Origin of the sequence: Microcoleus sp. Pol12A5 (assembly GCF_036701435.1) — a bacterium.
GTDB lineage: Bacteria > Cyanobacteriota > Cyanobacteriia > Cyanobacteriales > Microcoleaceae > Microcoleus.
In genome coordinates, this window is record NZ_JAUBQU010000017.1 from 17,888 (window position 1) to 39,953 (window position 22,066).

Consider the following 22,066-nt stretch of genomic DNA (forward strand, 5'->3'; position numbering starts at 1 on the left):
GGGCGAGCGGGAAGGCCCAACTTCAGCTCAAATCTGACTCGGGCGGCTCCGGGTTGGGATCGGGCGGGACAGACTCTTGCCTTTGCCGCTTCAACTCTGCAACTTTTTCTTGAGCTACATCCCTGACTTCTAGAGCTTTATCTTGGAATTTTTCCGCCAGACTTTGAGCGCCCCGCTTCACACCTGCCACATTTTTGAGAGTTCTGTCGAAATCTTCATGTAAAAACTCTGCTACCAGACCGACTTTTTTGTGCAGTCCCTCCGCGTACTGCACTGGTTCCGATACAGCAGCTTCAGAAACTATCGCCCGCTTGCTGCCGATAGTCGAAATAGCTGCCACAGGTAACAAGTAAATGTCGTCTAAAACACCGCGCCAGCCGCTCGATTTAAATAGGTAGTGGGTGACTGAACCCGTGCGGACATCAAATAGGTAGTCCACCACTACACCTGCCTTATTCCCAGCGTCCGTGAGCACCTCAAGGCCGATCGGACAAACAGCTTGTTCCGGCTGATGCAATTCCGGCAGTTCCGGGTTAATGGTGACAAAAACATTTTCCCCCACCGTATCAACTTGCGCCCAAGCGAACCAAGTTTTTTTGCTGCCCAAAAGTCCCGACTTGCAAGTAAAGCCGATCGCCCGCTGGGAGTGAGCATCGAGCCAAACCCGATCTACCCTGCCGACCTCTTCCGCCGTTCTGCGGTTGATCGTGCGGCGGTTGAGCAGTTCGCTGCGCCTAACAATCTGTGGTGATGTACTCATAAATAAACTCCTGAGTGCCGCCTGTGAAAAATGTCGATCGTCCAAAGAAGCCGATTTAATATTCTTCTTCCGAATAATGGCGATTATTATCTGCCTCGGTTAACTCCTCCTCTTCCCTGGAAGTGCCAACTTCTTTGTGGTCGGGAACAGGAATCGTGCTAATGTGCACGCCACCCGATGGAGCGTGAATTTCCTTAGCCTCCCTGGGCTTGACGCTAATTTGTCCTAATTGGACAGAGGACTGATTCGGGCCTACGTTGATTTGAATTTTCGGACCTGAGCGAGCCAAGTGAACGATCAGACCGTCCACAATGGGAACCTTAGCAATTGGCTTACCATCGAGGTAAGTGCCGTTGGTACCTAAATTGATCAGTTCCCAAGTTATGCCGCTGCGCCGCAATTCGATGTGGCGACGAGAAACCACAGCGCTAAAAAGAACGACGTGGTTTTCGGTCGAGCGCCCGATCCGGACGACCTGCTCGTCTTCAAAGATCCAACTGCGGACGGGTATAGACTGGAGTGGATGTAGCAAGGTCAGCTTAATCACATTGGCAGCATTGAGTTTTGGTAGAGCGCCTCAAGATGCGATTTTAGATTTTAGACTTTCGATCGCCCAATCCAAACTCGCTCTAAGAGATTTGAAATAAAAACGTAACCAGGTCTCCTTTGCCCAGAGAGATGCGGTCTCCCGGTCGCAACCGGTGGCGGTTTCCCTTGGGTAGCGGAGTATTGTTGACGTAAGTGCCGTTGGAACTGCCTACATCTTCTAGGTAGCAAGCATCTCCCTCCACCCGGAGATTTGCGTGTACCCGAGAAACTATCTCAGAATTAGCAAATCCCGAAACATCAATATCCGGCGGTACTAAGTCATTTGGCTTGCCTATGTGAACCACAGACAGACTGTGAGGCAATTCCATCGGCGTATTTGTCTGAACGTGTAGCAGGCGCGCCGACTGCTGTTGCAGTTGAGTTTTAGCTACACCTGCCGGCTGTGGGCCCGGAACCGGAGGAGAGATAGTTACTGGTGTTGCCACCGATTCAGTTGTAACAGGAACCGAGGGCGATGGCGGGGGATCGGGAATCGTCGGAATGCTGGCGGGAGTTTTTTCCAAGTTAAGCCCCTTATTCAGGGTAACTAGAGGTTCCATTGCCATCAGGGGATCGGGTGGGACTAAATCCGGCGCCGGTGACGATACCACTGTGGGGCCTACAGGCGAGGGGGACGTTAGTGTCCCCTCAACTTCGGGAACTATGGAACCCGGACGCAAGTTAAAGCCACACTGACCGCAAAATGCTGCATCTGTCTGAACTGCTGCACCGCAGTTCGAGCAACTTGCGGTAACAGGTAAAGGCGTGTAGCAAGCCTCACACTGGCTGGCCCCGTCGGGGTTCTGGTGATTGCAATTGGGACAGACAATCATCGATTTCTCCTTGCTATCGGCCAGATTTTCAAATCAGCCTCATAAAAATACTCGTGTATATGGTCAAATTTTAACTTTAACCGCCACAATTCTTATATTGCTTCGCTAATACTAGCAACTGAGCTGACGCCGTGACGTTAGCTGTGATGGGCCTGATTGAGTTAGTGATAATGCTGAGTGTGTTGGCACGCTTGCTGCTGTGTCAGCTATTTTACTGTTTCACCAGCCGCCGCATCGAGCAGCCACCAAAGTTCGCCCTCTGGTTGAACGAATCTGGCTGGATAGGTCATTTCGTCAGCAGCAGGGGCAAAAATTTGAGCTAGGGCGGGTTGTTTGCTGGCTCCTGCGACCATGAAGATGACGCACCGGGCCCGGTTGATTAAGGGGACTGTAAAGGTAATGCGGGGTTGACCGTCTTTGTTGCCGACAGTTACTAGGGCATCCCGGACTTCCAAGGCTGCTGTGCCGGGAAAGAGAGAGGCTGTGTGAGCGTCGTCTCCTATGCCCAATAAAATGATGTCAAAGGCAGGAAACTCGCCCTCGGATACTTTGAAGAACTGCTGCAATTCGGTTTGGTGCGCTGCAGCGTCGGCTGCGGGGTCGCCGGCGCCTGTGGGCATGGGGTGGATGTTGCTGGCGGGGATATTCACTCGATCGAGCCACGCGAGGCGCGCCATTTTTTGATTGCTGTCTGGGTGTTCTTGGGGAACGTAGCGTTCGTCGCCCCAGAAAACGTGAATTTTGTCCCAAGCCAGGTCTTGGGCTGCGATCGCTGTGTAGAGCGGTTCTGGTGTGCTTCCGCCCGCTAAGGCGATCGTACAAAGTCCGCGTTCTGCTATGGCTTCTGAGATTTTCGACAGTACAATTTCCAGCGATCGATCTATTAGTTGTTCCCGATTTGCTAATACTTCAACTACTTTTTTCATTAATTTCCTCTCAACTTTCCTTGGGTGTTGTTCTCAGCAATTGCCAATTTTACCTTGACATTTTGGTTTGAGGTCGATCTGCTGACAGACTCGGCAGCCCGGACACCGCATCCCATAATATTTTATCATCTTATGCCCCTTGATTTAAGGCAAGCAAGACATATTTATACCAGTGCTTTATGGATATTTTCACCGATTGCATTGAGCTTTCGCAACTTTCAATCAAAATTTCGATCTTACTCGGAGCATCTCTGCAGAAAGTAAAAAGCGTTTTTTGGGAGTGCGGTCCGTCCCGCACAGCAAAATCTATAAATATAGCGAGCCGGACGATCGCACACCGACAGTAAAAGCAAAATTGAGATGCTCCCGATCGCACTTACCCCGGCATAGCAAAAATAATCAAGATTGATGTGGTAGACTAGGAAAAATAGTTTTAAATCCGCACGCTCGGATGGAAGCAAAACTATGTCAATTTTTAAGCGATTTCCTACATCTGTCCGCTATTTAATAGCGCGGTTGCGCCACTGGACCCAACCGGCGGTTTGGGCTCCGTTAGCCGTGCTGTGTGCGGGGGGGTTATTTATCTGGGAGGTCTCTGTAAACCCAGAAAGGTTGAGCATAGATGGCGAAGAAGAAGTAGCCACAAACAATCCAGCTTCGCTATCGGGACTATCTGCTGAAGATACCGCGATTGCGGCTGAAATCGACAGCTCACCAGTGCTAGTCAATCAGTTTAATGGCTCTACTGCTTCTGAACTGAACTTATTAAATTCATCAGTAGTAAAAAGCCAAGGTTTATTCGAGGAACTTCGAGATCGGGGCTTAGAAACTCCTCAGCCATATTCCGCCCCCAAGCGAGTAGGAAGCAGCGGATTTTTCTCCTTGCCAAATTTAGCAAATCCTGCTGTCGAGACCGGAAACAATAACCCCCAAAATTCCAGCTTGCCAAGTTCAAACACAACATCAGCGTTGAGTTTATCTAGCAGTGGGAGACTGACTTCCGGGATAAAAACGATCGAGCCTGAGTCTGGGGGTACAGCGACAGCAACTTTATCGCAGGCGTCGAGTGATGCTAATTCAGGTAAACAAAACGAAAATTCTCTGCCTTTGAGTCCGCTGCAAGCAGCTATGAAAAAATACGTCGTTGCTAACACTTCGGCAACGGCGGCTTCGGTTGAGAAAAAAGCAGACGAGGCTAAATTGCTCGATCGACCGGCTTCCGATCCGGCGGCAGGAAATGCGACAAATTTGCTCCCAACGACCGCTACAGCTCAAAGTGGAGCCAATCCTGTGAATGTTCCCACAGCACTTTCCCCACTTGTGGCTCCGACAAATACCGTGAGCAAGGAATCTCAAGAATTCTTACAACCGACAGCTACAGTCCCTGAACCATTGGCGGGGTTAACTTCCCGAATACCGAACCTTCCCGAAATTAATGCAGGGGCTGCAACGGTGGCTTTGCCGAAAAATCCCTACCAAACTAATTTATCTGGCTCAGGCTTAGCACCTGAAGTTCAACCTGTGGCACTTCCAGTAGCCATACCTTCGCCAACACCTCTACTTCCCAATGTCGGTCCATCTCCCTTTCTAAGTGGGATTGGGGGAAGCAAGATAATTAGCCCTCAATTCTCTCCTAATTCAGCGAATTCTCAATTTCAAACACCTCCACCGAGTCAGCTTAATTTGCCTGATCCACCTAACTTTGGAGTTGTTCCCCAAAATACAAATCAGGGCGTGCAGCCCATTCAACCTCAAACTTTTGCTACACCCCGCTCCCTGGCTCCAGGACGCTACATTGGCGGTGGCGAAATCAATACTTTTTCTAATCCTTAAAATGAAGGAAATTCGGTCATGAAAACGATATTATCAATTCCCAATACTTAGGCTAGGCGGTTCATGGCCTTCGACTTCGGTTCTCCTCAGCGTAGTCGAAGGGAAGGTAGCCGAAGGCAGTGGAAGGTGGAAGGGCAGTACAAGTTCCGAATTACCCATTCTCAATGTTAGCGGTAAAACTTACCTAGCGGCGGCCCGTACCAACAACAATCCCCCGATTCCCAAGCCAAACATAATCGGCAGCCAAGCCGACAGAATCGGAGTCAAAACAGCTTTCACGCCCATAGAACTGGTCATGAAAGAAAATACGTAGTAAGTGAAAATCACAACTACGCTAATACCAAAACTCGTTCCTCGACCGGAGCGGCGCGGTTGAGTTCCCAAAGCTGCTCCCACTAAACCAAAGACCATGCAGACGAAAGGAAAAGCATATTTTTCTTGAATTCGCACCTTTAATTTGCGAATTTGCGGTTCGTCGCCACTGTTTCTAATGATATCCAAACGCTCTAAAGCTTGGGCAATGTTCATTTCCTTGAAATCCCGCACTCTAGCCGCTAAATCTAAGGGCGTGCGGGGGAGCTGCAATTGCTGGTGTTGAAACCTAACTATATTCCGGTAAGAGCCGTCAGGAGCTACTATATAAGCGGTTCCGTTGAAAAAATCCCAGGTATTTTCTGAGGGATTCCAAGTAGCGGATTCTGAAGAAACGATTTGATTGAGGCCTGGGGTAGAGCGATCGATAATTGTTAAACCTTTCATTCGCTGGCCGTCAAATTGTTCTGCATAAAAAAAGCGGGCGAGGATTTCGTCGCCACCTTTTTCTGGTTTGCGAAATTCTGTGTAGATAATATTTTTATCTTGAAATGTAGGTTTTTCTCGCTTCAGGGCTCTGTCTAAAGTCAGAGTAGCTCTGTAGCTGGCGGCAGGTACAACTAACTCTTGCAAAGCAAAGGTGAATCCTGCAACAATTAAACTCATTATCACAGCAGGCAGTATCAATCGGTATACGCTGACTCCGCAACTGCGAAGGGCGATGAGTTCGCTGTCGCTGGACATTCGGCTGTAGGCCATTAAGGTTGCTAGCAGCATTGACATGGGGAAAGCCAATACTACAAAGTAGGGAATTTGCAGGAGAAAAATTTCTATGGCTGCGCCGTAGGGGAGGCCGGATTCTGCTACTCTGCGGACTAATTCAAATAAAGCTCCAACTGTGACGGCGACGGATGTAAAGAGTCCGACGCCAAATAGAAATGGCCCGATTAGTTCTTTGGTAATGTACCAGTCCATTACTGAAATTCTCGGCAGCCAGTTGATGGGATTCAAAGAATTGGATATTGCTATTTTCATAGTTTGGGCTTTTTGCAGTTTGCTCCTCAATCTAACATCTCAAATCTAAAATTATGACCATGGGGAATGCCTTCAAAAGACTATCGCACGAAGTTGTCACCTAAGTAATACTGTCGCACTAAAGGGTTGCTGTAGAGTTCTTCTTCCGCCCCGGAGGCTAAAATTTGACCGTCTCGCATGATGTAGGCTCGATCGGTAATTTCGAGGGTTTCTCGGACGTTGTGATCGGTGATGAGGATGCCGATTTTACGATCGCGCAATTTAGCAATAATGGTTTGAATTTCGTCTACGGCGATCGGATCGACGCCTGCAAACGGTTCGTCTAAAAATAGGAACATCGGCCCGTCTCGCCCAGCAGCTAGTGCTCTGGCCAGTTCAGTCCGCCGCCTTTCTCCCCCTGAGATTTGAATTCCCAAACTCGATGCTATTTTTTCTAAGCGAAATTCTTGCAATAGGAAATCGACTCGATCGCGCCATTCCCAGCGCGGCACTTGAGTTTGTTCTAGGACTAACAAAATGTTGTCCCGCACGCTCAGGTTTCGGAAAATGCTTGCTTCTTGAGCGAGATAGCCAATTCCCAAATGCGCTCGCTGGTGCATCGCCAATTTAGTGATGTCTAAATCGTTTAGCCAAACAGTTCCTTGATTGGGTTTTTCTAATCCGGTTGCTATGTAAAATGTTGTGGTTTTGCCGGCACCGTTGGGGCCAAGCAGTCCTACGATTTCTCCTTGGGCTACCGAAAGGTTGACGCGACTAACTACATTGCGTTTTCCGTAGGATTTGTGAATATTTTCGAGTACAATTTTCATTTTCGCTCCCGGCAACCTCTACAAGCTAAATTTCAGACTGCGGCTTTGTGCGATCGACTCTTTAATTTAAATTTTACCTTTTCAAGTTTGTGAGTTTTATAAAGACGAAATTTCGCATCTATCCCAAGTAGTATGTTTTGGCTGAGGCGAAATTTCGCTGCTGCGAGCCGCTTTTACCGGGGGGCTGTAGTTGGACGTTGGGAACCCACTGCATTTTGGGCTGCTGCATCTTGTTCCGGGGCAACCAGATAGACCGATTCTACCTGTCCTGGGTTGTCTGGCAGGGCAATAAACCGCCCTTCGTCGATCAGGTATGTTATGGTTTCGCCGCGCAGGCTGTTGCCCTGCTGCAATACGTAAACATCTCCGCTGAGAATGATCCGGCGCTCGCGGCTGAAATATTGAGCTTGAGCTGCGGTTGCTTGTATTTGGCGGGCTGGATAGTTGATTTGGACGTTGCCGCGGGCTGTCACGATGCCGGTTTTGGAGTCGGCTTCTTGAATGTCCGATCGCACACTGAGAGTGCGGGGGGGCCCGGCTTGCGGGTAAGTGGGAGAGGCGATCGCGCCTGCCAGAGTCAGGGGCAACAGCAGCGATAATCCTTTGAATATTCGGGAATTGAGCAGTTTAGCGGAGGGCATCATAAGCTTGGAGCCTCAAAATATTTGAAATTGCTGAAGGGCATTATTTCCACTTAGGTATTTTATCTTAACGGTCAGAAAGATTCCCGTGATGTCGATCGATTGACCCGATAGTCTCAACCAATTATCCTAGCAAGACAACAGCGAATTTAATTGGTTATTTTGCTGAGTGGCTACAACTGTCTTAACCGGGAACGGGCAAGAGGCTCGTTCCAGAGCAAATTAATATACTTGGGCAGCCGGCAAGAAAGCCAGCCCTCCTCTGTGTAGAGGCCAAGTATACTGCACACCCTAATACAAACATTTATTTAACTTTTTGGTACTTTGATAATTCGCGGCAATTGCAAGCCTGCAACTTCTGTACCTGCAAACAACTGTTGAAATTTAGCTACTTCTTCCGGACCAGCTTGTTGCAAAGCGCTCAAAAGTTTAGCACTTTCTCCGAGTAAGTCTTCAACAGCAATTTCGGCATAACTCGGCTGATAATAACTGAGCCGATTTATTCCTTCTCCCAGCAAGATTACTGCACCGCGCCAGTTTTGATTTCCTAAGTGATAAAGCGCGACAGCAATTTGCAATATTCCCTGATAAAACCTTTTTTCCGGCTCGTCGGCTTCCATCCACAAAGCCTCTAAAGTATCGTGACAAGCGTAAAATTCTTGGCTGTTAAACTGTTCGATACCTTGGAAAAATTCTAGCGGAATTTCCTCTGTCATTCGATTGGGGATTGGGGATTTTCGATGGCGGATGTGTGTTTGAGTAGGCGGCGATCGATTGTTTTTTAATAGCTAAGTCTTAAAAATAGGAAAAACTACGACCTCTTTTCAAAACTACTGCCATTTAACGACCGCCTACTTAACTAATTACATAGTGTCTCTGACAGCTTGAATTTGATCCATTCCTATTTCCTGAGTAGTTCCCGCAAAATCGTTATCTGGCGTCAGAAATAACATACAGTGACACTCTTTGCGCTCGCGCATAGGAATGCACGGACAGTTCCAGTAGGCGGCTTTTACTTCTGCTTCTTTATCTTCATAATGGCGACAAGGGCATAAGGGAGCACCTAGTTCATCTTTGTGTTTTGCTAGTCCTTCTATCACGACAGCAGTGACGGAAGGCTCGGAACAAAAGTAAGTTCCGGTGCGCTTGGCGTAGGTTTCGGAGAAATTCTTCATCGCCTCCAAAGTTTTTTCGTTGGAGAGTTTAGATTTTTCTGTTGTGTTCATAGTTTAGGATCGGAGTTGAGGATGCTACGAGCTTTTGACAATTGTAGCGCAGAATAGGATTTTAAACACTTGTATATTTCTGTTTACTTACAAGGAGGAAAACCTTGACAAAGATTGAGTTTTAGGTTGTTGGTTTTTTAGTGGTTTTTGTCTATCCCGGAGGGTGCGGGAAACTTGTGGCATACCGGGTTTTTGGACCGATCAAAAGATTTGGGCGATCAATCGCCCTCAACTATCATCCCCCAAAGGGGATAAAAATTGGATAAGATAGCACGGCGCTCTTTCTGTGACGGCTATAGGAACCGCATCTGATGGCAACTTCCCCGAACCCCACCCACAGCAAAAAATCTCTTCCTTCTGGGCTGATTTGGCCGGCTGACACCGAGTTAGTCGGATTAGTGTTTGAATTGACTCCCGGCGCTGCTAGCTATCTGTACGCGCAGTATGCTATAGGTTTGCACGCTTGGTTTTTAGGTCAAGTGCAGCAAACTGACCCGGATTTATCGAAACTTTTGCACGATGAACAGTCAGAAAAAGCCTTTACTATGTCGGGATTGGAAGGTGATTTGCTCCCCAGTGGCAAAGAATTTCAGCTTTTGGGCGATCGAATTTATCGCTGGTACTTAACAGGACTTTCAAAGCCAGTAGTGCAGTGGCTGAGTCAGTGGCTGCAAAATTTGCCCGAAGAGATAGATTTGCGAAATGCTCCCCTGCTAATTCGCTCTTGGGATATTGCTTTTGCTCCCACAACTTACCAGCAATTATTAACAGCCGAATCCCCATCTTCGCCCACCATCAAACTTAGTTTTGTGACTCCTACAAGCTTTCGCAGCAAAGGCCATCACTTCCCTTTGCCAGTTCCCGAAAATGTTTTTCACAGTTATTTGCGCCGCTGGAATAACTTTTCAGGGGTAAATTTTGACCAAGTAGAATTTTTGAATTGGATTGATGAGAATGTAATTATTAGCCGCCACAAATTGGCGTCGCAAAAGGTAGCGGCGGGCAAAAAAGGCATGGTAACGGGATTCACTGGGGCTGTGGAATTTGCGCTAGGGCGATCGGCTCACAATCGCCCTGATTTTGTACAATTATTTTATGCTTTGGGGCGGTTAGCGCCTTACTGCGGCACGGGCCACAAAACAACTTTTGGATTGGGACAAACGCGAGCACAATGGTTGACGGAAGCGCTACCTGAAGTGTCGATACACAGCGTATTGGCGGCGAGAATAGATGAATTGACAAAGAAGTTTATGGCCCTGAGAAAGCGTACAGGTGGCAGTCGCGCTGCTGAGATTGCTGAAACTTGGGCGACGATTTTGGCGCGCCGGGAATTGGGAGAATCTTTGTTTGATATTGCTGCGGATTTGGAAATGCCTTATGAAACTGTGAAAACTTACGTGAAGTTGGCAAGAAGGGCTTTGAAAGTGAAGGATTAGCGGTAATTTACTGGTTCCCAGGCTCTACCTGGTAACAAAGATCCGGAGGCTCTGCCTCCAATTTTCCTCCGCAAGCGAGGCAGAGCCTCTAGACATCTATTCCCAGGCTCTGCCGGGGAACCAGTTAAAGGAGGAGAAGATGATTATTTGTTAGCGTTTTGGGTAAATAGGTAGATGTCGTCTCGCTGATATTTTAGTTTAAATTGAGGGGTGTTTTTTAGTTGAGTTACTAGCTTTTCCACAAAATCTCGATCGCTCATCCAGCCAGGATATCTGAGGTTGAGCAATACATAATCAAATTCTGCGAGATTTGCAGGCGGCGCCTGAGCCTGAGTTAATCTTACTACAGGGCGGTGCGCTAAGTGCGGAGCAATCTGAGCATTTGTTAAAACACTGCCTTTGGTTTCAACAAGAGAAATTGCTTCTCTGGTAGCGGGCAAAGTGTCGAACCCATTTAAATAAATAGTCCAAAAATAGCCGTATTTAGCTAAAGCTAAGAAAGCAATCAAGGACCAAATTACAATGACTCTAGCCAATGGATAATTAGGAAGTGGCAATCTATCAAATATTGTTTTTCCCTTTTGCTGATTGCTAGCTGCTAAACTGGAAATTACGGCAACCAATAAAAACGGCAATATCGGCACAGAATATTGATGAATTAAATCCCGCTGAGCGGGGATATCGGAAAGAATATTCATCGCCAACATTGGCACAGCACTAATTAAAGATGACAGATGACGCGGGGACAGCCACCAAATCAAAGGTAATAGCAATAACGCTAAATATTCAAAAGTCTCTATACAAAACAAACGCCCTAAAACTAGATTTGGTTTGACTATTAAATTAAGAGCTATTTCAAAAACTGAGTTTCCCAAATAGTGATATCGCCCGATTCCCGCGTGTTCTCTTCCCTGATTAAAATACGGTATAACTGCCTGAGTAACTACCAGGAACCAACCCGCGCCTAGAAAGAGAGCTATGAACCCACAATTGCGTTTTTTGTCAAAACACAACAGCCACAAACCCATTGCAGCCACAGTTAAAGATAGCACGGCTTTGCAGCTCAAAACTAATACAATCGCAGCACAAAACCACAAGGTTTTATTCAGCCTAGCGGCTAAGATTGCTGCTAGCAGTGATGGTAAAGCAATTACTTCTGGGTGGAAGTCGAAGAGATTGACATTAAATACTGCGGGATAAAGCAGATATACGGCGGAAATTGCAATTGCTTTTCGTTCGTTTAATCCCGCTTGACGTGCCAAACTCCAACTCGGCCAAGCGCCTAAAGCTAGGGCAACAGCTTGCACTAAAAAAAGCCAGTGAACATCTGGATATATTTTGTAAAGTAAAGCTAGTGGATAGAAAATAAAAGCGGCATGATCGCCCCAAATATTAATGGCCATTAAAGAGGAAAAGGGCGTTTGATTTTGGGAGATTAAATAAATTGCTTGGTCAAAAATTGCTAAGTCGAATGCCGTTGACTGAAACAAAGCGTGCCGCGCGCTGCTGGCGGCAAATAAGACTATCGTTGTCACGACAATCATTAAAAATACTGGATGAGATTTTAGGGATTTGAAAGTTAGCATTTTATTGGTTTAATCAGCCCTGCGTTTAAATAGCAGGACTTCGCTTTTTTGATAAGTTAATTTAAAATCGGGAGAAGTTTTAAGTTTATTTGCTAACGTAGAACCAAGTTTTTCAGTATCAGGCCAGGGATGGCGCAGGTTTAATAATATGTATTGAAATTCCGCTAAATTTGTTTGGGGCGAAATTTGTGAAAGCAATTTTACTATTGGGCGGTGGGTAAAGTGAGGGGCAAGTCTATTATCTGTTAAAATACTGCTTTGGGGTTGAACTTGTGCGACTGCTTCGCGTGTAGCTTGCCAGGTATCTAGTCTATTTAGGTACATATAAAAATCTTTATACTCGCCCACACATAGGAAAATTAGTAATGACCAAATTATCATGATTCTCGGTAATTGAATTCCCTGCCAAAGTTGAGAAATTCGGAAATTTTTAAATTGTGGCAAATTGCTCCATGTTAAAAAATGTTGCTTATTTGCTTTATCCTCTTCCTTGTCGCCTTTTATTTCTTCCCTGTTTCTTGTTTCTTCCTTTGCGATAACTGCTAAAAATAAAAATGGAATTACAGGCACTGAATACTGATAGGCTAAGCTGCGTTGAAAGGACAAGTCAGAGAGGATATTGATCAGCAGGGTAGGGATGGCAGGAGTTAGCGCTGTTAAATATTTTAGGCGTAGTTTGCCGGACAATGGCAATAGCAGCCAAATCACAGGTAAGGTGAGGAGAAATAAATATTTGAATGTATCGAATGAAAGAATTTTTCCTAATACTAACTGGGGTTTTAATATGAGATTGATGATGATTTCTAGTACGGATTTGCCTAAATAGCTGTAGCGCCCGACTCCAGCGACTTCGCTACCGCTAAAGAAGGGGATAATTTTCTGGGAAGCTATCAAAAACCAAGCTGCACCTAGCAAAAGTGCGATCGCCCCACACCGCTGCTTTTTTTCGCAAAAAAACAGCCAGAAACCCATAGCAACAACGGTTAGGGACAAAACCGCCTTGCAACTGAGAACTAACACAATAGCGGTACAAAACCACACAATTTTATTTAAACGCGCCGCTACAATTGCTGCAAAAAGTGCGGGTAAAGCGATTACTTCCGGGTGAAAATCAAATAAATTGATGTTAAATACCACCGGATAGAGCAAATAAATCAATGCGATCGCACGAGATTGTTCTTGATTCAAACCTGCCAAACGAGCTAAACTCCATGTAGGCCAAGCCCCCAGGGATAAAGCAACTGCTTGTACCAACAGCAGCCAATGCACATCCGGGTAAATTTTGTACAGCAAAGCTAGCGGATAATAGATTACCGCTGCGTGATCGCCCAAAATATGAATCCCCATTAAAGAAGAAAAAGGCGTTTGGTTTTGGCCGATCAAGTAAATTGCTTGGTCAAAAATTCCCAAATCGAAAGCAGTTGATTGGAATAAAGCGTGCCGTAAACTGCTACCCAAAAAGAAAATTGCTGCCGCAGTAGCGATCGCCCAAACCAAACTCGACGGTAGCTGAGATCGACCTTCCTCTATATTTTCGGCGATCGAGACACTGATGTCCTCACGGTCATCAGCAAAATTTTCCCTATTCTGCATGAAACCTGGCACTAGGTGGTCACTCAAAATATGATTCCATCGAATGTGCTTTCCACGCAATAGTTAACCACTAATTTTTATCCCCGCAATCGTAATATTAGAATAATCCACAAAACATTAAAAAATTGTGAAAGCAATAACTCTTCTCGGCTCCACAGGCTCCATCGGCACTCAGACTCTGGATATTGTAGCTCAATACCCCGATCAATTTCGGATTGTCGGGTTAACCGCCGGACGAAATGTAACGTTGCTGGCCCAGCAAATTCGCCAGTTTCGACCGGAAATTGTCGCGGTTTGCGACGAAGATAAATTACTGGAATTGAAGGAGGCGATCGCAGATCTCGACCCTCAACCTATTTTACTTGCTGGCGAGTCAGGCGTTGTCGAAGTTGCTCAATACGGTGACGCTCAAGCCGTCGTCACGGGCATAGTTGGCTGTGCCGGTTTGCTGCCAACAATTGCGGCCATCAAAGCAGGCAAAGATATCGCCTTAGCCAATAAAGAAACATTAATCGCAGGGGGCCCCGTTGTCAACCCTTTAATCGAAAAATACGGCGTTAAAATATTGCCTGCTGACTCTGAACATTCAGCAATTTTTCAGTGTCTCCAAGGTGTTATGGTTGGCGGGTTGCGACGAATTATTCTCACCGCTTCGGGGGGTTCTTTTCGAGATTTGCCGATCGACAAATTAGCGGCAGTAACAGTAGCCGATGCTTTGAAACATCCGAATTGGTCGATGGGGCAGAAAATCACGATCGATTCTGCTACTTTGATGAATAAAGGATTAGAAGTAATTGAGGCTCATTACTTGTTCGGAATGGATTATGACGACATTGATATTGTCATCCATCCTCAGAGCATAATTCACTCGTTAATTGAGCTGCAAGATACCTCGGTTTTGGCGCAGTTGGGATGGCCGGATATGCGATTGCCACTGCTTTACGCTTTGTCTTGGCCGGAGCGAATTCATACAGATTGGGAACGGCTGGATTTAGTAAAAGCTGGCGATTTGACTTTCCGAGAACCCGACCACGAAAAGTATCCTTGTATGCAGTTGGCTTATGCGGCGGGACGTGCGGGCGGTTCGATGCCGGCGGTGCTGAATGCGGCAAACGAACAGGCTGTAGCGCTATTTTTGGAGGAGAAGATTCAGTTTTTGGATATTCCGAAGTTGATTGAGAAGGTCTGCGACAAACATCAAACTGATAACTGTGAAAGCCCTGCTTTAGACGATATTTTGGTCGCGGATAGGTGGGCGCGGCAGGAAGTTTTGGCAGATAGTATGGAATTGGGCGATCGTATTCTTTCGGTTCGCTAATAGTATCAGCAGATTGGCGCTTACCCACAAGCCCGCCGGGGAATTAATTCCCCGTCTCATAGCTAAAGTCGGTTTCAACCAACTGCCCAACCTTGAGAAATATCCAGTCCTTTTTTAGAAAACTTTAGCTATGAGACAGGGGTTTTTAACCCCTGGCGGACTATGCCAAAAAGTGCAAGATATCGCCAAAACCCTATAAAAAATTGACCTGATTTTAGCCTTTTATACACTAACTCCCCACTTGCGCCACCAAATCAGCCGCACTCATCTTTTCGTACATTTCAAAAGGTTGGTGAATCCAAGGATTGTCAGCCAAATAATCTACATAATAATCCGGCTTCGCCACAGAACAAGCCTTGTACCAAAGCACAGCACTCCGAATTTCCTGAATATCCTCGCCGTAGCGACTCTTGAGCCAAGCGATACCTTGATCCAAACTAATTCCCGAATCCACCAAATCGTCAACCAGGAGAATGCGGCTGCCCAAATTATCGCCCACCATTGTCAAATCGCGGGCAAACTCGATCGCACCCCGGACATTTCCGTCAGCCCCACCATAGGAAGAGGCCGCTAAAATCGCCAGAGGTTTGCCGAAAATCCGCGACAGAGTATCCCCCACGCGCAGCCCTCCCCTCGCCAGACAGACAATTCGATCGAATTTCCACTGAGATTCCTCAATTTTTACAGCCAAATCCTCAATTTTCCGATGGTACTCAGACCAAGAAACGTAAAGGTCACTCATTCCTAATATTATTGAAATATCAAAGGTATTATTAATGATTTTGGGGAAAATGACATGGATGCAGATGAACTTCTCAGACGGTATGCAGCCGGAGAACGGGTTTTTCACAAAGTAGACCTAGCCGGGGTCAAGATGTCAAGGACAAATTTGCGTGATATTGACCTGAGTCACGCTAATTTAAAAGGTGCAAATTCGATCGGTCTCACCCTCTACAGAGCTAATCTGTATCAAGCAGATATTAGCCAAGCCAACCTCTCCCAAGCCAACCTCATGTCCGCTAATTTTGGCGAATGCGACGCAGTGGGAGCGAACTTGAGCGGAGCCATCTTGCGGAGTGTCGTGTTCAGCGGCGCCGATTTAACGGGGGCGAGTCTCAGGGGTGCAGACATGAGAGATGCCAACCTTCAGGGGGCAATTTTGATTCAAGTTTATGCAGTTAACGCTAACTTGCAAGGTGCAAACTTGACAGAAGTGAAACTTTGTGGAATCAACCTCAGTAAAGCAAATTTAACCGACGCGAACTTAACACAAGCTGACCTGAGCCGTGCTAACTTAACTCAAGCAAATCTGAGCTGGGCAAATTTGACGGAAGCAAATCTGGAAAAAGCGGATTTAAAGGGAGCCGATTTGAGCGGAGTTAACTTGAGCTGTGCAAATCTCCATCAAGCAGATTTGAGCGGAGTTTCCCTTAAGGGAGCAAATCTCCGGGGAGCAAACTTGCATCAAGCTTCTTTGCGCGGGACAAATTTGGATGAAGCGAATCTGAGAGATGCCATGATGCCTGACGGCACAATCTCTGACTAAATAAGGTGAAAAAATAGAAGTTAAAACCGCAGGGTGCTTGTGGTGCACCCTACATTTAGGCTAATGCCTGATTTTTTTAAGGGGATTTAATTCTGCGTTAATCTCAGGCGCGCAAAAATAGAGATAAGCCCCGGACTCGTGTTGTGGAGAGGCAAAAATTTTAGAGTCTTGTTCAAGCTCCCAGATTCATCAGTGGAGTAAGTCTAAAATCTCAAATTGTTCGAGTGAGCGGGACTCTACGGTTCGACTGAGCGCTTGCGGAAGTGTAAAATCCAAAATTCAATGACAGTTCATTTCAAGAGAGTGGCAAAAAAAATTGACGATAATTTAATCTACAACTTTCAGCCAGCCCCGGCGAACGGCGTGGAGCAAGCGGTTGATGGCTGTTTGATCTTCTTCGGTAAGACAGTCATTTAACAGCGCTGTCTTGAGCTGTTGTCGGTGAGTGGGAGTCAGCAGACCGGAGTGATATACCTGAAAGACTAGCTCTGCAATAGTAAATTGAGGTAACAGCGTTTGGGTTCTCATCATGTGTTTTATTTTGAACTCACTTTTGACAGTATTAACTAATTTGTCCAAAATTTATGTGATTCAACTACGGGAGTAAATGTGATCGATTAGCTCTTGATGAGTGATTTGTGTCAGCGGGACATGGGGATCGGATATTTCCTCGATAGCTCTGCTACTTGAAATACAAACCCCGTCCCGATTCCTAGCTTCTGGCAACTCCCACATCTCTACTTTTGGTTAAGAAACGGTGACAAATAAATTAATATTTATCTATTAATAGATTACTAATGACTGCTAGCGAAAGCGCTAGGCTTAATTCAGAGTAAAACGTTTAGCCTGTTTAGAAACCTGGTTTTACCTACATTTACCTAGTTTTTTGGTGTGGTCTTTGTTCCGTGGATATACTTAATAACCCGCCCAAAAACCGATACAAGTTTCCGACAGGAGCGGGCATCCGCCCCAAATTTTAAGCTCAAGTTCAAGCTCCAGATTCATCTGTGAAGTCAATCTCAAATCTCAAATCTCAAATCTCAAATCTACTGGCTGCTTCAAATCAAAAATCCCGGCTTCTTCAAGAAACCGGGTCAAGCTTTTCGATCGCAGTACAATTTTTTTGCAGAGGGTTAATGGAGGGACCTATTCACGAAAATTTTATTGTTGGCAAAGCTTGACAGGAGAGAAAGTAAAAATACTCATCTCAACTTTGTGTGTGAGGGGACTAATCGGAAATCCTGACCCATCCGCGGCGGATGGCGTGCAGCAGGCGGTTGACGGCATCTCTGGCGTCTTCGCTGAGAGCGCTTTGGCAGAGTTCGCGCAGTCCGTGGCTTTCAATGCGAGTCAGATTGCCTGAATGAGTGACTTGATAGAACAGTTCAGCGATCGCGCGATCGGATTTTAAAGTCAGAGCTTGCATGAAATCTCGTTGAACTCGACTATTGCAATATCGAGCATTTGAGAAAAGAGTAGGGTGATGGCAGTCGGCTAAGCTGTGTGATCCTTCTTGGCTCGATTTGTGACCGAATTCTGCCAGTATACGTGATTTAAATCACATAAAACCAAATACCTCGATCGCATAAGCTATGATTCGGGTGGTAGCCTCAAGGTTTGACAAAACCTCAAAAAGCCCTGAACGAAAGGCTTTGAGTTCCCAAAGCCGCTGCGTGGCGGGAGTAAGTCCGCTCAACATCGCAGGCTCTGGACTCGGAGATATGTGAAACTTTGGGTTTTAGACACTTGCAGCTTGCAGCTCAGGGCATAAAGTTGCGATCGGCGAGCCACGGCCTGAGATACAATAATTATAAATACTTCTATCCCATCTATAGGCAGGCAGGTAAAAAAATGATAACGATTAGCTACTTTTCGATTGCCTTAATCGTTTTTCTTGTTTGGTTCAAAAGTTTTTGGAATGATACAGCGACATCTAAAAAAGACGTGATATCTTGGATAGCCTTAATAATGGGGCCTTTGTTTTGGCCTGTTGTTCTGCCCCTATCCCTTTTGCAAATTACCAGCAAAAAGTCTGTTGTAAAAACAGCCCAATGCGATCAAGAATTATAATAAATTAGGGAAGGAGCTGGCTTCAAAACAGTCGCTTATATCGTCCTAAATTATTCGGCGTGCATCGCTCCAGGCTGCGAGTAATTTATATTTTTTGATGAAAAAGATAAATTCAGCTAGAAGGTAGAATCCCAGAAAAATTCTGAATTCTAAAACAGTATTTTTTTACCGCTATCAAATTCTGCCTTCTGCTTTTTGACCCCGCCCAAAAACCTATACAAGTTTCCGACAGGAGTCTGCAGCAGCCCAAAACTTGAGGCTGTTGTTCAAGCTCTCAGATCCATCTGTGGAATAAATCTCCAATGTCCAATTGTTCAACTGAGCCAGATAGACTCAGCGCTCGCTGAACGTATCACACCGAAGTCTCCAATCGACTGAGGCCTACTTTTTTTGTCACATCGTGATTTAATGGTGCGGCTCAGTCAAAATTGTTCAAGCAAAATTGTCAGACTCAAATTATCGGACAGCGACCACAACATTTTTACCCAAAAATTATCTGCCACCTCAACCAAGCTCAAAATTGATATGTAATGTAACATTGCCCGTTGCTTGCAAAAATATAACTTCAGACATATTTTCGCCTGCCGCTGACCAGCTTAAGAATTTTTATACTACCGGTGGCTGGGTACCATTAATCGAATGTGGGAAAATCCTGGCCAGGCGTTGAAAAACAGCTAGGATCTTTGCCATTTAAGCTTTTCCACCTCCCTTTCTTCAAATCGCAGCAGCTCTAAACGGGAAATTGTAGAGTTCGTTTGCGTCCAAATAGCCTAACTCTTACCGCAGTTAGATACACAATTCAAGGCAGAGACTGCAATATGAAATAGGCAACAAGAACTGTCGTCTAAAATCGCAACTAAAACTTATTTTGGGCGATCGGGCATCAGGAGTTTATAACGGGAACCAGCTAAATTTTTAGAGGTGCGAGATGTTTGGGAACTTCTAAAAAAAAGTGCCGTCACGGTATCCAAATTAGTTATTTGCATAAAAAGTAGGAGTCAAAATGAACCAAGTATCTGAGAAACCAATTTATAGAGTTCTTAATCTATTATCGCTGCTAGCGCTGAGCTACTATGCAGCTACTTCCATCAATTATATTTTCGAGAGTGACGCTCACATCTACAAGTACGACAGCCAGAGTAATTCCAACGCATCACCAGCGCAACTAGAAGCACACCGCTCGGAATAAATAGTAGAGATTTTCTCGGAATTAATGCCGAAGCAAATTTCGGATAATTTGCTAATCGTTAAGGCTCAGCTCTACTTTAACAACAATTAGTAAACAACTCTTGGCTAAAAACTTAATATTTGAACTCACAGGTATTAGCCATCGAATCTACTACCAAAATAAACTATTTAGTTGGTTCTCAACAGAGACCAGAGCGATAAAAGGATGGCAAAGCATTTTCCTCAGTAAAAGCATTAATAGCTTTAGTCATCGCTTCATCAAGAACATTTGAAGGTGGATATGCTTCTGAACGGAAAATCGCTTTGATTTTGGCCCACTACAACTCTATCGGACATAAATTCGGGGAGTAGGGAGGTAAGAATTTTACCTTGGCTCCGATAGATGCAATCAGAAAATTGATGGCTTCAGCATTATCAACAGGTAAATTATTCATAACTATAAATTGCGCCAACCTCATAACTGGCGCAGGATTCGCCAGCAGCCCACAATTTTATATCTTAGTTCCAGTTCCCAGATTCATCTCTGGAGTAAATCTAAAATCTCAAATCTAGTGACAGTACCGTCACAAATCTACCGGCTCACCTTTCATCCCAACTTCCCCAAAAGACTAGCGCTGCATTGTCTGATTGTCCGGATGGATGTGGATCACGGTGGAAATGACTGATTGGGGTTGAAAAACTGGGTTTTTTAGCCAAAATCCTGCGTTGAGCGTGAGGGATTTGGTTGGAAACATGAAGGTGATGAGGCTCAAAAGTCTTTCCGGGACTGTGTTGGGATGCACTTTTGATTGAATCCCTCCTCCAGCGTGCACGGGCTTGCTTTCAAAGCCAGTTAAAAAATTTTGATTTTTGGGGAACTATTGGCGAAAATCAAAAGTCTGGTCAGGTACAGTGTACTTAAAAGAAATCGCAGCTCAGTTCCAGCCCCATTGGGGGCGATCGAACTCTCCGGCGATCCACAGTGCCAAGGACCCGGTGCAACTTCTCAATCTTGAGAGCATACTCCGATTAAAAATCGTCTCTGTGTATCTTCCGGGTATTGTTTTAATAATGACTAGCCATATCGACGGTCATTATGGTAAACTCGCAAACGTTTAAGTGGAATATTTTCGTGTTAGAGGAGGCAGTGGTGGAGTCGAGAGTCAAAAGCAGGAAACAACCGAGATTTGCTGCTCAACGAATACAGGATTCAACTCGCGCTCCGAGGCTCGCTGCTGACAATTTAAATTACATGACAGCTTATAGCAGCCGGGTCAATTAGGGTCTCAACCGATGTCCGGTTTCATTTATTGAATCCCTTTGGAGGGAAAAGTGTATTGTAGAAAAATGATTGATCTTTTAGGAGGAGTGTAAATGACACAGGTAACTAATCCAACACAGCCAGCAAGTTCACTACCAGGTGGTACTGGTGGCGGTGGCTCAACCGTTATCGGCATCGAAGGTCAAAACAGGCTGAACGGAAGCTCCGGCAGCGATATCATCTTGACTTTTGGGGGCGCTGATGTCATCGCTGGTGGCAGTGGCAACGAGCTGATTGTATCGGGTGGCGGAAATGACAGTATCGGCGGCGGCGACGGCAACGATACCATCCTTTCAGGCAGCGGCAGCGATGTGGTCGCTGGCGGTACCGGCGATGACTACATCTTTGGCGGCAAAGGTGATGACCTCGTAGACGGTGGTGATGGCAATGACTTAATTTCTGGCGACAGAGGCAACGACACCGTACTCGGCGGATCGGGCAGCGATACAGTCTTTGGCGGCCAAGGCAACGATATTGTCGGCGGCGGCGACGGCAACGACAGCCTGTACGGCGGTAAAGACAACGATACTGTCGATGGTGGTGCTGGCAATGACTTTATCTCTGGCGACAGAGGCAGCGATGTCCTGACCGGCGGTGCTGGCAGCGATACGTTCTACTTCTTCTCCAGCGGTGGCGAGTATGGGGTAGACACGATCACTGACTTTACCCCAGGTGAAGATAAGATCCGCTTGAAGCAGGGCGGTGTGTTCGCTGGTTTGGGCAGCAGCTTCGAGGCGAGCGAGTTTGTCGTCATTTCTGGTTTCAACGCAGCCAACGCAGGAGCAACCGCGACGAACAAGTTGGTCTACGACCCATCAAACGGTGCGTTGTACTTCAACAGCAGCAACGGAGTTCTAACTGTTGCTCAGTTGCAGCCTGGCCTGACGATTACCTCGAACAACTTCGAGTTGTTCTAAAACAACAGGCTGTTGTGGGGCGGCACCGGAGAAAATTCGGGGCTGTTCTCACAAAGCCGATAGTTTTAAAGGATTTCAACCTCACTCTGCCACAAGCGGGGTGAGGTTGAAATATTCAATACAGGAACAGAAGCAGGGGCAGTTAAAAA

At 46.0% G+C, this 22,066-nt stretch carries 22 protein-coding genes; 6 read left to right on the plus strand and 16 right to left on the minus strand.

Features of this window, described 5'->3' with window-relative positions; translation table 11 throughout:
• Positions 1-22: 22 nt before the first annotated feature.
• The 4 genes from QUA45_RS07015 to pgl form a co-directional block, all read right to left on the minus strand.
• On the minus strand, positions 23-760 hold the full coding sequence (locus tag QUA45_RS07015; protein WP_333096829.1) for a PRC-barrel domain-containing protein: 738 nt from the start codon (positions 758-760) through the stop codon (positions 23-25).
• A 55-nt stretch (positions 761-815) separates the two neighbouring features.
• Positions 816-1,292 (minus strand): FHA domain-containing protein, encoded by a 477-nt coding sequence (locus QUA45_RS07020; RefSeq protein WP_445304618.1) that lies wholly within the window; start codon positions 1,290-1,292, stop codon positions 816-818.
• 97 nt (positions 1,293-1,389) lie between these two features.
• Positions 1,390-2,181 (minus strand): FHA domain-containing protein, encoded by a 792-nt coding sequence (locus QUA45_RS07025; RefSeq protein ID WP_333096831.1) that lies wholly within the window; start codon positions 2,179-2,181, stop codon positions 1,390-1,392.
• A 206-nt stretch (positions 2,182-2,387) separates the two neighbouring features.
• Complete coding sequence (gene pgl / locus QUA45_RS07030; RefSeq protein WP_333096833.1) at positions 2,388-3,107, minus strand: 6-phosphogluconolactonase; 720 nt, start codon at positions 3,105-3,107, stop codon at positions 2,388-2,390.
• 465 nt (positions 3,108-3,572) lie between these two features.
• Here pgl and QUA45_RS07035 point away from each other — a divergent pair, with 465 nt between their 5' ends.
• Positions 3,573-4,940, plus strand: coding sequence for a hypothetical protein (locus tag QUA45_RS07035; RefSeq protein WP_333096834.1), 1,368 nt, complete (start codon positions 3,573-3,575; stop codon positions 4,938-4,940).
• A gap of 180 nt (positions 4,941-5,120) precedes the next feature.
• Here the strand turns inward: QUA45_RS07035 and QUA45_RS07040 are convergent, their stop codons facing one another.
• The 5 genes from QUA45_RS07040 to QUA45_RS07060 form a co-directional block, all read right to left on the minus strand.
• A complete protein-coding gene (locus QUA45_RS07040) occupies positions 5,121-6,287 on the minus strand; it encodes an LptF/LptG family permease (protein WP_333096836.1) in 1,167 nt (388 codons plus the stop codon).
• Between the two features lie 80 nt (positions 6,288-6,367).
• On the minus strand, positions 6,368-7,096 hold the full coding sequence (gene lptB, locus QUA45_RS07045; RefSeq protein WP_333068222.1) for an LPS export ABC transporter ATP-binding protein: 729 nt from the start codon (positions 7,094-7,096) through the stop codon (positions 6,368-6,370).
• 173 nt (positions 7,097-7,269) lie between these two features.
• Positions 7,270-7,740, minus strand: a complete 471-nt coding sequence (locus tag QUA45_RS07050; RefSeq protein ID WP_333044586.1) for an LptA/OstA family protein — start codon at positions 7,738-7,740, stop codon at positions 7,270-7,272.
• Positions 7,741-8,045: 305 nt separating this feature from the next.
• A complete protein-coding gene (locus tag QUA45_RS07055; protein ID WP_333096838.1) occupies positions 8,046-8,453 on the minus strand; it encodes a DUF309 domain-containing protein in 408 nt (135 codons plus the stop codon).
• 147 nt (positions 8,454-8,600) lie between these two features.
• Complete coding sequence (locus tag QUA45_RS07060; protein WP_333068224.1) at positions 8,601-8,963, minus strand: ferredoxin thioredoxin reductase catalytic beta subunit; 363 nt, start codon at positions 8,961-8,963, stop codon at positions 8,601-8,603.
• Between the two features lie 311 nt (positions 8,964-9,274).
• Between QUA45_RS07060 and cas6 the strand changes: the two genes are divergently transcribed.
• A complete protein-coding gene (cas6, locus tag QUA45_RS07065) occupies positions 9,275-10,399 on the plus strand; it encodes a CRISPR-associated endoribonuclease Cas6 (protein ID WP_333096840.1) in 1,125 nt (374 codons plus the stop codon).
• A 143-nt stretch (positions 10,400-10,542) separates the two neighbouring features.
• On the opposite strand, the gene QUA45_RS07070 is transcribed toward cas6, so the two are convergent.
• Both QUA45_RS07070 and QUA45_RS07075 read right to left on the minus strand, forming a co-directional pair.
• Entirely contained in the window at positions 10,543-11,985 is a 1,443-nt protein-coding gene (locus QUA45_RS07070; protein ID WP_333220061.1) for a DUF2079 domain-containing protein, read from the minus strand.
• Positions 11,986-11,994: 9 nt separating this feature from the next.
• Complete coding sequence (locus QUA45_RS07075; RefSeq protein WP_333220084.1) at positions 11,995-13,578, minus strand: DUF2079 domain-containing protein; 1,584 nt, start codon at positions 13,576-13,578, stop codon at positions 11,995-11,997.
• A 127-nt stretch (positions 13,579-13,705) separates the two neighbouring features.
• On the opposite strand from QUA45_RS07075, the gene dxr reads away from it, so the two are divergent.
• Positions 13,706-14,896 (plus strand): 1-deoxy-D-xylulose-5-phosphate reductoisomerase, encoded by a 1,191-nt coding sequence (dxr, locus tag QUA45_RS07080; protein WP_333096844.1) that lies wholly within the window; start codon positions 13,706-13,708, stop codon positions 14,894-14,896.
• 229 nt (positions 14,897-15,125) lie between these two features.
• Here the strand turns inward: dxr and QUA45_RS07085 are convergent, their stop codons facing one another.
• Positions 15,126-15,638 (minus strand): phosphoribosyltransferase family protein, encoded by a 513-nt coding sequence (locus QUA45_RS07085; RefSeq protein WP_333220063.1) that lies wholly within the window; start codon positions 15,636-15,638, stop codon positions 15,126-15,128.
• Between the two features lie 54 nt (positions 15,639-15,692).
• Between QUA45_RS07085 and QUA45_RS07090 the strand changes: the two genes are divergently transcribed.
• Complete coding sequence (locus tag QUA45_RS07090) at positions 15,693-16,442, plus strand: pentapeptide repeat-containing protein (protein WP_333075944.1); 750 nt, start codon at positions 15,693-15,695, stop codon at positions 16,440-16,442.
• Positions 16,443-16,769: 327 nt separating this feature from the next.
• Here the strand turns inward: QUA45_RS07090 and QUA45_RS07095 are convergent, their stop codons facing one another.
• The 3 genes from QUA45_RS07095 to QUA45_RS07105 form a co-directional block, all read right to left on the minus strand.
• Positions 16,770-16,970 (minus strand): hypothetical protein, encoded by a 201-nt coding sequence (locus tag QUA45_RS07095; RefSeq protein WP_333076016.1) that lies wholly within the window; start codon positions 16,968-16,970, stop codon positions 16,770-16,772.
• Between the two features lie 700 nt (positions 16,971-17,670).
• Complete coding sequence (locus QUA45_RS07100; RefSeq protein WP_333068233.1) at positions 17,671-17,868, minus strand: hypothetical protein; 198 nt, start codon at positions 17,866-17,868, stop codon at positions 17,671-17,673.
• Between the two features lie 132 nt (positions 17,869-18,000).
• Positions 18,001-18,141 (minus strand): hypothetical protein, encoded by a 141-nt coding sequence (locus QUA45_RS07105; protein ID WP_333220065.1) that lies wholly within the window; start codon positions 18,139-18,141, stop codon positions 18,001-18,003.
• Positions 18,142-19,515: 1,374 nt separating this feature from the next.
• Between QUA45_RS07105 and QUA45_RS07110 the strand changes: the two genes are divergently transcribed.
• Positions 19,516-19,701: a hypothetical protein gene (locus QUA45_RS07110; protein WP_333068237.1), complete on the plus strand. Its 186-nt coding sequence runs from the start codon at positions 19,516-19,518 to the stop codon at positions 19,699-19,701.
• A 316-nt stretch (positions 19,702-20,017) separates the two neighbouring features.
• On the opposite strand, the gene QUA45_RS29130 is transcribed toward QUA45_RS07110, so the two are convergent.
• A complete protein-coding gene (locus QUA45_RS29130) occupies positions 20,018-20,158 on the minus strand; it encodes a transposase (RefSeq protein ID WP_445304933.1) in 141 nt (46 codons plus the stop codon).
• An 895-nt stretch (positions 20,159-21,053) separates the two neighbouring features.
• Between QUA45_RS29130 and QUA45_RS07115 the strand changes: the two genes are divergently transcribed.
• Positions 21,054-21,917 (plus strand): calcium-binding protein, encoded by an 864-nt coding sequence (locus tag QUA45_RS07115; RefSeq protein WP_333096850.1) that lies wholly within the window; start codon positions 21,054-21,056, stop codon positions 21,915-21,917.
• Positions 21,918-22,066: the final 149 nt, after the last annotated feature.

Excerpts from the sequence above, each read along its gene's own strand:
- QUA45_RS07015 (WP_333096829.1), bottom strand. The coding sequence starts at position 760 with ATGAGTACATCACCACAGATTGTTAGGCGCAGCGAACTGCTCAACCGC.
- QUA45_RS07025 (WP_333096831.1), bottom strand. The coding sequence starts at position 2,181 with ATGATTGTCTGTCCCAATTGCAATCACCAGAACCCCGACGGGGCCAGC.
- pgl (WP_333096833.1), bottom strand. The coding sequence starts at position 3,107 with ATGAAAAAAGTAGTTGAAGTATTAGCAAATCGGGAACAACTAATAGAT.
- QUA45_RS07035 (WP_333096834.1), top strand. The coding sequence starts at position 3,573 with ATGTCAATTTTTAAGCGATTTCCTACATCTGTCCGCTATTTAATAGCG.
- QUA45_RS07040 (WP_333096836.1), bottom strand. The coding sequence starts at position 6,287 with ATGAAAATAGCAATATCCAATTCTTTGAATCCCATCAACTGGCTGCCG.
- lptB (WP_333068222.1), bottom strand. The coding sequence starts at position 7,096 with ATGAAAATTGTACTCGAAAATATTCACAAATCCTACGGAAAACGCAAT.
- QUA45_RS07050 (WP_333044586.1), bottom strand. The coding sequence starts at position 7,740 with ATGATGCCCTCCGCTAAACTGCTCAATTCCCGAATATTCAAAGGATTA.
- QUA45_RS07055 (WP_333096838.1), bottom strand. The coding sequence starts at position 8,453 with ATGACAGAGGAAATTCCGCTAGAATTTTTCCAAGGTATCGAACAGTTT.
- QUA45_RS07060 (WP_333068224.1), bottom strand. The coding sequence starts at position 8,963 with ATGAACACAACAGAAAAATCTAAACTCTCCAACGAAAAAACTTTGGAG.
- cas6 (WP_333096840.1), top strand. The coding sequence starts at position 9,275 with ATGGCAACTTCCCCGAACCCCACCCACAGCAAAAAATCTCTTCCTTCT.
- QUA45_RS07070 (WP_333220061.1), bottom strand. The coding sequence starts at position 11,985 with ATGCTAACTTTCAAATCCCTAAAATCTCATCCAGTATTTTTAATGATT.
- QUA45_RS07075 (WP_333220084.1), bottom strand. The coding sequence starts at position 13,578 with ATGCAGAATAGGGAAAATTTTGCTGATGACCGTGAGGACATCAGTGTC.
- QUA45_RS07085 (WP_333220063.1), bottom strand. The coding sequence starts at position 15,638 with ATGAGTGACCTTTACGTTTCTTGGTCTGAGTACCATCGGAAAATTGAG.
- QUA45_RS07090 (WP_333075944.1), top strand. The coding sequence starts at position 15,693 with ATGGATGCAGATGAACTTCTCAGACGGTATGCAGCCGGAGAACGGGTT.
- QUA45_RS07095 (WP_333076016.1), bottom strand. The coding sequence starts at position 16,970 with ATGAGAACCCAAACGCTGTTACCTCAATTTACTATTGCAGAGCTAGTC.
- QUA45_RS07100 (WP_333068233.1), bottom strand. The coding sequence starts at position 17,868 with ATGCAAGCTCTGACTTTAAAATCCGATCGCGCGATCGCTGAACTGTTC.
- QUA45_RS07105 (WP_333220065.1), bottom strand. The coding sequence starts at position 18,141 with ATGTTGAGCGGACTTACTCCCGCCACGCAGCGGCTTTGGGAACTCAAA.
- QUA45_RS07110 (WP_333068237.1), top strand. The coding sequence starts at position 19,516 with ATGAACCAAGTATCTGAGAAACCAATTTATAGAGTTCTTAATCTATTA.
- QUA45_RS29130 (WP_445304933.1), bottom strand. The coding sequence starts at position 20,158 with ATGAGGTTGGCGCAATTTATAGTTATGAATAATTTACCTGTTGATAAT.
- QUA45_RS07115 (WP_333096850.1), top strand. The coding sequence starts at position 21,054 with ATGACACAGGTAACTAATCCAACACAGCCAGCAAGTTCACTACCAGGT.